Source organism: uncultured Sphaerochaeta sp., from assembly GCF_963676625.2.
GTDB lineage: Bacteria > Spirochaetota > Spirochaetia > Sphaerochaetales > Sphaerochaetaceae > Sphaerochaeta.
The window spans coordinates 1-11,826 of record NZ_CAXXYB010000011.1 but is presented as its reverse complement, the minus strand read 5'-3'; the positions used below and the strand labels follow the sequence as shown (position 1 = coordinate 11,826).

11 protein-coding genes are annotated in these 11,826 nt (G+C 44.9%); 1 reads left to right on the top strand and 10 read right to left on the bottom strand.

What is annotated here, in order from left to right; translation table 11 throughout:
- The 7 genes from murF to deoD all read right to left on the bottom strand — a co-directional run.
- Positions 1-1,098: Mur ligase family protein (gene murF, locus ACHZBG_RS16325; protein WP_320130527.1), on the bottom strand; the 1,098-nt coding region annotated here is incomplete at its 3' end.
- Complete coding sequence (locus ACHZBG_RS16320; protein ID WP_320130526.1) at positions 1,098-1,439, bottom strand: hypothetical protein; 342 nt, start codon at positions 1,437-1,439, stop codon at positions 1,098-1,100. The genes murF and ACHZBG_RS16320, both read right to left, overlap by 1 nt.
- A gap of 10 nt (positions 1,440-1,449) precedes the next feature.
- The gene (gene rsmH / locus ACHZBG_RS16315) at positions 1,450-2,340 is read right to left on the bottom strand and encodes a 16S rRNA (cytosine(1402)-N(4))-methyltransferase RsmH (protein WP_320130525.1); all 891 of its coding nucleotides are present in this window, start codon (positions 2,338-2,340) and stop codon (positions 1,450-1,452) included.
- Complete coding sequence (gene mraZ, locus ACHZBG_RS16310) at positions 2,341-2,796, bottom strand: division/cell wall cluster transcriptional repressor MraZ (RefSeq protein WP_320130524.1); 456 nt, start codon at positions 2,794-2,796, stop codon at positions 2,341-2,343. It abuts the gene before it with no gap.
- 224 nt (positions 2,797-3,020) lie between these two features.
- Positions 3,021-4,613 carry a 1,4-alpha-glucan branching protein domain-containing protein gene (locus tag ACHZBG_RS16305; RefSeq protein ID WP_320130523.1) on the bottom strand — a complete coding sequence of 531 codons (1,593 nt, stop codon included), beginning with the start codon at positions 4,611-4,613 and terminating at the stop codon, positions 3,021-3,023.
- On the bottom strand, positions 4,613-5,347 hold the full coding sequence (locus ACHZBG_RS16300) for a DUF4912 domain-containing protein (RefSeq protein WP_320130522.1): 735 nt from the start codon (positions 5,345-5,347) through the stop codon (positions 4,613-4,615). Before ACHZBG_RS16300 ends, ACHZBG_RS16305 begins: the two co-directional genes overlap by 1 nt.
- Before the next feature lie 129 nt (positions 5,348-5,476).
- A complete protein-coding gene (deoD, locus tag ACHZBG_RS16295) occupies positions 5,477-6,193 on the bottom strand; it encodes a purine-nucleoside phosphorylase (RefSeq protein WP_320130521.1) in 717 nt (238 codons plus the stop codon).
- Between the two features lie 131 nt (positions 6,194-6,324).
- Between deoD and ACHZBG_RS16290 the strand changes: the two genes are divergently transcribed.
- Entirely contained in the window at positions 6,325-8,673 is a 2,349-nt protein-coding gene (locus ACHZBG_RS16290) for a DUF3536 domain-containing protein (RefSeq protein ID WP_320130520.1), read from the top strand.
- 8 nt (positions 8,674-8,681) lie between these two features.
- Here the strand turns inward: ACHZBG_RS16290 and recN are convergent, their stop codons facing one another.
- From recN to ACHZBG_RS16275, 3 genes are all read right to left on the bottom strand, one after another.
- Positions 8,682-10,349, bottom strand: a complete 1,668-nt coding sequence (gene recN, locus ACHZBG_RS16285) for a DNA repair protein RecN (RefSeq protein WP_320130519.1) — start codon at positions 10,347-10,349, stop codon at positions 8,682-8,684.
- Positions 10,342-11,205 (bottom strand): NAD(+)/NADH kinase, encoded by an 864-nt coding sequence (locus tag ACHZBG_RS16280; RefSeq protein ID WP_320130518.1) that lies wholly within the window; start codon positions 11,203-11,205, stop codon positions 10,342-10,344. Before ACHZBG_RS16280 ends, recN begins: the two co-directional genes overlap by 8 nt.
- 9 nt (positions 11,206-11,214) lie before the next feature.
- On the bottom strand, positions 11,215-11,826 hold a 612-nt coding region (locus ACHZBG_RS16275; RefSeq protein ID WP_320130517.1), incomplete at its 5' end, for a DegT/DnrJ/EryC1/StrS family aminotransferase.

Below are 11,826 nucleotides of genomic sequence, written 5' to 3'. Positions count from 1 at the left end.
GGGGCCGAGGACCGCCTTCTTGTAGCCTTTCCATTGCAAGGCCTGGACATAATCAAGTATGGAGTTGGTCGAATCGAGACTTGCATTATAGCAATCCTCAATAATGGTGACATCTCCGTTTATCACGGTACTCCGGCCCTTCATGGGAACGAACCCTTCAAGCCCCTCAGCTATTTGCCGGGGATTGGCTCCAAGGGCTTTTCCGACCTTTATTGCCCCTATAACATCCAAAAGCAGATGTTTTCCGACACATTTCACTATAAAAGTTTCGCCTTCGTAGTGGAGGGCCCAGCCATCGAGACCAAGATCCGTATAAGTCATATCGTCATAGCTGAAATAGTTAAGTTTTTTCTTTGCTTCCCGTTCAATCGAAGGGATATATTTGCAAGTTTTGTGAATGAATCCTTCACTAAGTGCAGGGTGAAAGATCTTTCCCTTTTCCCTGGCGATGGTTTGCAAGGTCCCGAATTTTTCAAGATGAGAAAGTCCGATATTGGTCAGAAGGGCATAATCAGGTTTTACCATGTCAACCATTCTATCCATTTCCCCGACATGATCGATGCCCATTTCAAAAATTCCATACTTGGTATCTTGCTGAACCTGCAGCAGACTAAGGGGCAATCCAATTTCACTATTGAGATTTCCAGGGGTTTTCACAGTTGAACCCAGGGTACGGGCAATCGAGGCAAGAGCTTCCTTGGTCGTACTTTTACCACAACTACCGGTAACCCCTACATAGGATATCCCGTTGAACTGGGCAATATAATTTTTGGCAAGAAGTTGCAAGGAATGCAAAGTATCATGCACCCCAAGGATGGCACAGGGAAAATCCTTCAATAACAGTTTGGCTTCCTTCGCATTTTCCAAAAGGACAACTACGGCACTGGCTCCGCGGGAAGCTACATCCAGTATATAGGAAAAACCATTTACCTTTTCCCCGGGCAAAGCAAAGAATACCGTACCATCGGAACAGGAGCGTGAATCTATTTGGACATCTTGGGCTGTTTTACTGCCTTCCTTGACCACGATAGCCCCGCAGAAGGAGGCTACTTGACCGGTGCTATAGTATTGATTGGAAAACCCACCGTTTCTGGCCATCAGTTTTTCCTCGCAACCATAAAGAGATGATCAGCATCGATTTGTGTAAATGTGACATTATTTTTCCAAGCCTCATCAACCAACGATTCTGGCATGGACAGGGAGGCAATCTGAGAGCGAAGAATTCGATGCTGCTCTTCCATTGCCTGTAAATCTTCCTTTTCTTGTTGGAGATCCACCGAAAGGGACCTATTGACTGCACTTTGCCAGACAGGAATGAACAGACAGGCCATTATTACAAAAAGCATGGCAAGAACCCCTGCATGCCGGAGTAAGATTAGCCTCTCATTCTTAGGATGCGGTATCTGTTGAAGATCTGATGTATACCAGTCGCTTCCCATATCATTCTCCTTAAAGTTTTTCCACAATCCTCAGTTTTGCACTTCTGCTTGGAGGATTTTCATTGTTTTCATTTTCCGATGGCACCAAAGGTTTCTTTGTAAGGATCTTGATTGTCGGGGAGTCCCCTTCCCCCAGTCCCTTGAAAAGCCATTTTACCTGCCGATCTTCCAATGAATGGAAGCTGATGACAGCCATACGGCCTCCAGGTACCATTGCATCCAGAGCACCCTTGATTGCAGGTTCAATCCGATCAAGCTCCCGATTCACTTCAATACGGAGTGCCTGGAAGGTTCTTGTGGCAGGATGGAGATACCCATATCGATACCCAGACGGTACCGATTTATAAATAATGGAGGCCAATTCGTCACTTTGGGTAATCCGTCCAAGTTTTCGCTTCTCGACAATTGCCCTGGCGATCCTACGCGAGTATCTCTCTTCCCCATATTTATAGATTACATCTGCCAAACGTTCTTCCTGATATCCATTGACTACATCCTCTGCACTGATCGGGGCTGTCTTATCCAACCTCATATCCAGTTCTTCTCCCTTTCGAAAGGAAAACCCCCGTTCCGATTCCTCAAAATGATAGGAAGATATACCTAAGTCAAATAAAACCAGATCCAAGCCAGGACCTTCATATCCCTTGAAATAATCATCGAACCAAGTGTTGACGGGAATAAAACGATTTCCAAACTCTTCCATACGATGTATGGCTTTCTGTTGGATGCCACTGTCGCGATCAAGACCGGTAATCTGAAGGTTCGGATACTTTGAAAGGAAAAGGTAGGTATGCCCACCCTCTCCACATGTACAGTCAACCATATGTGCTGGCCGATCGATCGGCGGAACCAAGTACTGGAGAATCTCGTCTCTCATTACCGAATAGTGGACGTATTCCAATTACAGTTCCTCCCTGATCATCTCACTCAGCGATTGGGCAGCATCCTGAAATTCACCCATGCTTTCTTGTATATATGCTTCGTAGTCGGTTTTATTCCAGAGTTCCAGATAATTACCGGTACCAAGCAAGGCTGATTCATTCTTAAGTTCCAGATGTACGCTTTCCCGTAAGGATTGGGGAATATGAATTCTTCCAACCTTATCTATTTCACACAACTGAGCCGGAGCAATCATGCCCCGTTGCAAAATTCGCAGTTTTCTGTCAAACATCGCCCCCGGGCCATTCACTATAGAATTCTTCAGGGTCTCGAAATCGGAGGGGAGCATCAGCCATAGACAAGTTTCCAATCCCCTAGTCACATACAAAGCTTCGCCATCCAGCGCACTTCGTATCCTAGAAGGAATAAGAATCCTACCTTTGTCATCAATGGTGTTGAAAAATTCACCTGTCAACATGCCCATTCTCCTTAAGAAAACACGGACAATTTGGGAAAATAACCCACTTTGTCCCATAAATGTACACTTCATCCCACTTGAACACAAGGAAGTTTTCATACCAAAAGAGTAAGGACCGACAAGAAATAATTTTATATACTTAACAGGCGTAGACAAAAACTTGAGAAAAGATATAAAAAAGCCCCTCTTTCGAAAAAGAGGGGTAAATTGGCAAAATTGCCAGATCAGCGTTCAGGATTGAAAATATTGTAATCGATATCGGAAAAAATGATGTCCCGTTTTTCTGCTTTTACCAGCCATTCCGTGTTGACTGCATTCTTGCACATATTGCCATAGACTACATTGAAATTCCTCAAATGGTCACGCAAACGCTTCTCCGCATATTCCGTACTGCTTTTATTGAACAGGATGAATGGCCAGTCACTGGCCATGGAAAGCAAGACTTCCCGGGCAGCCTGATTGAGAAATCGCTGCTTGAGGCTGATTTGGTCGGGGAATCTAAGCGATAGCTCTTCCATTCGTTCGATTGCCTTCTGGATATGTCTATAAGTCCAGGCATTCGAGCCATCGAGCCAAACTGAACTATATCCACCCTGCCCCCAGGAAGAAAACGCCGGACGGACAGTCTGAAGTTCCCTTGATCCAGCGAGGAAGGAAGAAGGAGTAGTCAGATGCACCTCACTATTCTCCTTGGCAGAAAGTCGGATGACCTGTTCAAGCCAGTCAATTCCCTCAAACCACCAATGTCCGAACAATTCTGCATCGAAACCAAGGGTATAAAAAGGAGCTTTACCCATATCCCTGGAAAGGTTTTCTCCCTTTTTCTTGATATTATACAAGAAATTGGCAGCATGTTCCTTAATTTTTTTCTGGGCAAGGGCTATATTGTACGGAACTTTCTGATCAGTATTTCCGGTAATCGCCCAGTATTTATATCCGGTAAACACACGAACCTCTGGTTCATGTATATATTCGCGTATATAATCGATGGGAAGATCAAAACCAATATCCCGATAAAACTCCCGATAGAGATGATCACAAGGGTATCCACTGCTATTTGACCAAACAAGACTCGTAGCCTCATAGTCACGAGGGAAGGCAGCGACTCCGTTGGGACATTGAACAGGCTGATAATCTCCATATTCAACACGATCAGGAGAAAGAAGCATGCTTTGGCTTGCCACTTGGAACCAAGAGATTCCGTGGTATTTCAGTTTCTCCTCAAGAGAGGGATAATACCCGCATTCAGGAAGCCAGAAACCTTTGGGCATATGTCCGAAATGAGAAAGGAAGGACTGTACCCCCAATTCAATCTGGGCATTGATGGCTGTCGGATAATCTTTATACAGGGGCAAGTATGCATGGGTAGCTGCAGTAGTAATCAATTCAAGATGACCAGTAGCCTCAAGGTTACGGAAACCTTCGAGAATATTCCCATGATAGGTATCATTGAAATCAAGTAAGTTTTGGTTGGCATTGGCAAGATAAAGCTGTGCCATTTCCAGGAACTCAGGTTGCTCTTGTTGACAACGAATCACTTCCTTTTCACCAAGAGCCTTATTCAGTTCCAAATAATTATTAAACCGATTCTGCAAGCTTCCATCAGTAAGCATGCAACAAAGTGTCGGAGAAAGGCTGATACTGAATTTGAAAGGAACCTTCTCGCTCCTTAGTTTCTTGAACATTCTCAGAAGGGGGAGATAGCTTTCGGAAATGGATTCAAAAAGCCAATCTTCCTCAAGGAAACGGGGATATTCAAGATGCCTTACATACGGAAGATGGGCGTTGAGAATAAAGGCTATGGAATTATGGGACATCAAAGCACCCCCTTGCTTAAGGTCTGGGCAATTTCACGCAAGATGACATTGTCTGCTACCTCGCCTTCTTTGGTCACTACCGAAGAAAAATGGATATTGAAGAGCTTTCGATTCATGGCAATCTCATCATAGTGATCTGCCCAATAGGGGAAGAAAGTCTCAACGCTCTTGCTCTCGGCCAAGGAAGTTATGGTTCCCTTCCTATCCTTGAAACAAAGGGCAACAGAATAGGAACACCCCATATCAGAAAGGTTTATATTCCATTGAGTGTCTTCAATCCCGATGTTGATATCAAAGGTTTTCTTATCCTTGTCCTTACACCGAATTGTGGTAATCCGAAGAAAAAGATCTCCTTTCTGGATTTCATTTTCACCGAATAAGGACGAACGGGTAGTTGGGGCAATGGACCAGTACGCGTAAGCCCATTCCGGGTCGCGCAAAAGAAGATGTATGGAAGTTTCAGCATAGGTATCCGGAAGATCTTCAACCCCAGGAAGGCCGTTGATATCTTGTTGGGTACCTCGATAATCGGTAAGGGCATTACAAAAACGCTTCCTCACCACCGAAGTTTTGACATTTGGATCGAGACGAGTGTCATCCTGATCTTCATAGGCATCCTCAAGTTCCTCGATAAGTTCATCCCTATCCAGGGTGGACCAATTTTCAAATCCCTCTTGTTGTGCTATGTACTGCAATTCGGTAGTAGACAAGGAATCAATATTGATAAGAATCATGCTTGCTCCCAGAAACGCATTCTAAGCGATTTACTTGAGATTCATGGTAAAAGAAACAGAAAAGTTAGTCAACAGCGTATCAAATAGTACCAATAGGAGGGAAACAAACTGCGTCCAGTTCCAAAAGCTCTACAAGGTATCAGAAAAAAAGGTCTCAAGGGCAAGAGTTACCATTTCATTGAAGGCAACTTGCCTTTCAAGGGGAGGAACCTGTTCACCGGTCAAGAGAGAATCGCTTACCGTCAAAAGGGAGAGAGCCTGGACTTGGTTCAGTGCTGCAAGGGTATAGAGTTCGCAAGTTTCCATTTCTATCGCCAAGGCCCCGAGGGACTTTGCAACAGCCATTTTTTCCTTGATCTTTCCGTCATAAAACTGATCGGAAGTAAAAACAGTACCAACAGTTGCAGTCAATTTCTGCTCCAGGGCAAGACTATAGGCCTTGTGAAGCCAGGAAAAGGAAGCACAAGGGGCAAAGCAATAGGAACCGAATCGCGATTCATTGATTCCACCATCGTTATCGGCAGCCTGGGCAATGATTATTTCCTTAAGTCCGATCTTTTCGCTTATGGTACCACAGGTTCCGACCCTGATAAGTCCACGAACCTTGTAATCCGCAATCAATTCATGGGCGTAAATTGAAAAAGAAGGCATTCCCATCCCGGTACCTTGCACGGAAACCCTATGTCCCTGCCAAAGCCCAGTATACCCGTACATTCCTCGTATTTCGTTATAACAAGAGGAATCAGTAAAAAATGTCTGGGCAATATGTTTTGCCCTCAGAGGATCGCCACAGAGCAAGACGAACTCTGCTACACTCCCCTTCTTTGCAACGATATGTATACTCACTTGAAGCCTCCTCCTTCATCTTTACCCAGACAGCAAAAACTTGCAAGGTACATACTCTGAAGAGATTGCACGCGTTCCATAGAAACTCTATCCTCAGGGTATTCGGTTATGCTATACTACCCTTCATAATTATGAATACAACAACTGACAATAAAACAAATATCATCCTGCATGGACATTTCTACCAACCACCACGAGAAAATCCAAGGACAGGCATCATCGGAAAACAGCTTTCCGCCAAACCCTATGACAACTGGAATGAACGGGTATATGCCGATTGCTATAGTGCAAATGTCAATTCACGATACCTCTCGGGAGTCCGGCGAATACTTTCCATTACCAATAACTTCGAATATATCAGTTTCAATTTTGGGGCAACCCTATTGAGCTGGCTCGGGGAAGAACATCCCAAAACCCTTGAAATGATCGTAGCGGCAGATCGCGAGAGCCTGAAAAGACTCGGTCATGGCAATGCAATTGCCCAAGGATTCAATCATTCCATACTTCCCCTATGCACTGAAGAGGATGCCAAACTCCAAATTGCTTGGGGTCTGGAGGACTTCAAGGCGCGTTTCGGCAGGGATTCAGAAGGCCTTTGGTTACCGGAGGCAGCCATCAACCCGATGGTTATCGACCTATTGTCTGAGTTTGGCATTAAGTTTGTCATTCTCTCCCCCTGGCAATGCAAATCCATAGAGACCGAAAACGGAACCATGATGGATTGCAATGGTTTTGCCCCGCCCTACGGGAATCCCTTCATATTGACAGGAAAAAAAGGCGGTACGGTAAATGCCTTTTTTTACAATCCATCCCTTGCAGAGGGAATCAGTTTCGGCCATTTGCTCAGGGATGCGGATAACCTCTATGAACAACTGCTCATCATCAAGGAAACTGAAAATCAACCCATGATCAATACGGCGACCGATGGCGAGATCTATGGCCACCACGAACCCTTCGGAGACATGGCCCTGGCTGCCTTGATCAAAAAGATCAATGAACGTAATGATTTTTCCTTTACAAACTATGCGTCTTTTCTGGAAAACCATCCGGCTACCCTCCACGCAGAACTCTACGCCGGGGAAGAGGGAAAAGGTACCAGCTGGTCATGCTCCCATGGAGTTTCACGGTGGTATCGTGACTGTGGTTGCCATACAGGAGGAGACGAGGGATGGAACCAAAAATGGAGGACTCCCCTCAGGGACAGCCTTGATCATCTTGGTGAAAAAATCGATGCAAGCTTCAATAAAGAGATCAAGAGGATTTTTAACGATTCCCTCAGTGGAGAAGATCTTCTTCTTCGCTATGGCAAGGTGGTAGCCGATCCACTTCAGATGGGCCCCTTTCTCAACGATTTAACCAAGGATTTCCCGTATTTGGAAGCAGAACAACCCAACCTGGCAAAACTCCTTTCCGGAATAAAAAACAAGGAATTCTCATTTACCAGTTGCGGTTGGTTTTTCAACGACATCGGAGGCTTGGAGCCACGACAGAATATTGAATATGCCCTGAGAGCAATCGATCTATTTCAGGGATTTTGTTCAGAGGACCTCTTGAAACCCTTCCTGGATGAGCTCGAAATGGCAAAAAGCAACAGGAAACAAGATGGTACGGGACAAACGATTGCCAATTCGGAACTGCAGGAATTGCCGGGCGAAGTCGAAGCTTGCCTCTTTTTCTTTTTGAACCGAAAAGTTGCCTTGAAACAAGATTTCAAGGACCACTACGGCTGGTACACCTTGGAAAAAATTGAGAAGGAGGAAGCTTTTTCGTCTGAGTTTGAAATTTCCAACGCCACTTCCCTCAATTCCTATCATTGTACGGCTACTGAATTGGACCATCCACCATTGAATACGCCTCATGTCTTCACGCTATCAATCGAAGACAAGACTACGGGAGATAAAAACGACTACAGCCTCGACAATTCAGATATCCCGCAAAAAATGCTCGATGCACTCTACAAGGAAATAGACAGGAGCATTTGTCTGCTCAGTGAGCATGAAGTCCAAAAAATAATTTTTGATATCCAGAATTTTTCCATTCTGGCCAAGACAAGTCCCTACCTACCGATGGGATCGGTACATTTGCAAACCATCGGAGCTTGTCTTAGTTCCCTTAAATATCTCTTCACCCATGCAACCATGAATATGTGGGATCGGTATAAAGTATCTTCAGGCTTACTGTTGGATTTCCTGTTGAAGTATGGAAAATCAACGGAAATAGAGGCAATCAAAGCCATCACTGATTCAAAAATCAATGCTATAGCCTATACCATCAATACCAAGGGACTGGAAGGTGAAACGATCAGGTTTATCCTGGAATTTTTGGAATTGATAAGGAATTTCAAGTTTCAACCTAATCTCACCACCATGCAGAATGCCATCTATCCGTATCTTTCAGGTTCCAAGAAAATACATAAGGAAATTGATACGCAAATGATCAACACCTTGGCAAGAAACCTGAATTTCGACATTCAGGTTTGAGTATCATCCTATTGTTGCAAAAGCTCTTTGGCATGCACCAGACTGACATGACTGTCTGCATCGCCACTGAGCATCCTTGCTATTTCACCAACCCGTTCCTCGCCTTTTACCTCTGAGATATTTGAATAACTCATACCCTGATCCACCCGTTTCGATACCACCAATTGGGTATTGGCCTGTGAAGCAATCGAGGCAAGATGGGTTATTGCCAGTACTTGGTGACTTTCACTGAGTTTTTTCAGTTGTCTAGCAACGGAAACAGCGACGCTTCCTCCAATTCCGGCATCCACTTCATCAAATATCAAGGTACCTACACTATCGTGCAGGGAAAGGACCGTCTTGAGGGCAAGCATCACTCGCGATAATTCTCCACCGCTTGCAACTTCCCGTATTGATCTGCTATCAAGTCCAGGATTCGCACAGATCATGAAGGAAATCTCATCACTGCCATTTGGCCCGGGTTCACAAGATTCAACCAATATGGAAAAAGTGGCCTGAGGCATTCCCAGCAATCGAAGGGTTTGCTCAATTTCCCCTTGCAATCGAATTGATCCTTGTTTTCTGAGCCCTGAAAGCAAGGCAGATTGGGTTTTGAGTTTTGCCTTTTCCCTGTCCAGTTTTTTTTCAAGGTCAAAAAGTAGTTCTTCGCCGTTCTCGCTTTGCGTAAGTTTTGTCTGACATTCTTCCTTAAAGGCAAGCAGAGCCTCAAGGGAATGTCCATATTTCTTTTTCAGCCGTTGGAGCAAGGCCTGACGGGTTTGCAATTCATCAAGCTGTTGCTGCGAGTAGGACAAGGATGCCAAATAATCACGAATGCTTTCAAAAATATCCTCACATTCTATACTGACGTCCTCCATCCTCGCCCTGTATTGCTCCAAGCTACCATCACCTTTGGCCGCTACGGCCAATTGGACAGATGCCTGATGCAAGGAACCGAGGACACTGGAACCGTTTTCAGTTCCATGGAGCAACTCACTGGCCAAGGAGAGTGCATCGTGGATTTGTTCGAAAGCCCCGATAGTCCTCACCTGTTCGGCAATCTTGTCATCCTCTCCAAGTTTTGGATCTGCCTTGGTTATTTCTTGTAGGGCAAATCGAAGGAATTCCGATTCCCTGGAGGAGGTTTGAATATCTTGTTTCAGTTTTTCTATTTCATCTTGAAGATTCTGGCATATACCATATTGCTTCTGATACTCCATCTTTTGCTGGCCACAGGAACCGAAGGCATCCAGGACATCTCTTTGATGAGCCGGTGACAGCAAGCTCTGATGATCCCTCTGGGCACTTATATCTATCAATTCGTCACTTATGGCAGCAAGATCTGGACGAGTCATTACTCTTCCTTGTACGGTAATGGAAGAACGACCATTGCTTTTTATCGTACGGGACAAGATCAAGGAGCCATCATCCAATTCCAGATCATGCATGTTCAGCAAGGAGAGCAAATTGGGAGAAGAAGTCTCTCCAAGAAAGAAATTTGCACTTACCGTAGCACTCTCACATCCGCTCCGGATGGATTGCACATCTGTTTTTTCGCCAAGCAAAAGAGAAAGTGCCCCAAGAATGATTGATTTTCCTGCACCAGTTTCCCCTGTAATGACGGTAAAGCCCTCAGAAAAATTGATAGTTACATCTTCTATCAGGGCATAATGGTGAATCTCAAGCCGCTCAAGCATGCAAGCCTCCTCCAGACCAGTTGAGTTTATCACGAATTACTTCTATATAGTTACGCCTTTCGCTTGTAACCAGCAAGGCCTTGCTCCGGGATTTCTCCACTATTATGCAATCATCCTCATATAGTTCAAAATTTTGTTGGCCATCTACGGAGAGCATCAAGCCAGTTCTTTGCTTTTTGAGTATATGTATGGAAACCCTCGATTCACCACTTATGACCAGTGGTCTGTTGGAAAGCGTGAAAGGACATATCGGAGTAACGACAAGGCAGGAGAGGTCTACATCAAGGATAGGACCGCCTGCGGCAAGGCTATACCCGGTAGAACCAGTTGGGGTTGCAATGATCATACCATCGGCACGAAAGAAGCCTGCATCGGTCTGGCCTATGGAAAGACCAAGGTTGACTACCTTGCTTATGCCACTGGAAGAGACCACCATCTCGTTGAGCCCATGTCCGGTAAATACTTTCTTGCCATTACGGACTACTTCGACACGAATCATCAAACGCCTGCTGATGCTATTGAGCCCGGCAAGGTAATGATCTATCGCTTCCTGCCATTCATTGACTGAAATCTCGGTTATATATCCGAAAGTCCCTAGATTGATTGCCAGTATTGGAATCCCTAAATCCTGGAGATAACGCGCACAATAGAGCACTGTTCCATCACCTCCAAGACAGATGACCAGATCAGTTCCTTTTTCAACCACCAATTCAGTATTTTCCGCTGAGGTTTTAAAAATCACCGATCCAATACCCTTGAGGCTGAGATATTCCTGAATCTTTCCTGACAGTCCATGGGCCGCTTCTTTTCTCCAGTTGGCAATTATCAGGACCTGTCTGACTATTCTCTGTTCCATGAGTGCTCCTTAAGGAAGATGCGAAACTACTTTCATCAACATTTCGATATCACCTTGCTTCAAAAATGGATAGGTCGGGAAAGATAACGCTCGAAGCAAGGGTGCCGTCGCATTGGGAAAAAGATCAAACCTATCAGTAAACTTACTACCGATACAAGAGGCAAAGGTCTTTTCTGCCGGTACCTGGTATTTATTGGCAAATTTTATCGCGTCTTCGATCTTTGAGTCCAGAACCACACTAAAACCATAGCCATTGGGATTAAAATCGATATTTCCGATTCCAAAGGCCTTATGCTGAGTTTTCAAGAGCGATTTTTTATATAAGGAATATAATTCCTTTCGTTTGGCCAGTTGGTCCACGATCGTACTTATCTGAATGATTCCCAAGGCAGCATTCATATCGGGCAACTCTTCATAGGCCTTGACATGACGATAGCGTTCTTTCAAGGGTTGGAGAAAGGTTTCTGAGTTGAAGACTATCGCCGCTCCGCCCCCGGTAGACACGATACTATCTTCCTCAAACGAACACACTACAAGATCTCCATAGAGACCCGCCTTTTCTTCCCCATAGTTGCTCCCGAGACTCTGGCTGATGTCCTCCACGACTCTCACTCCAAGGTC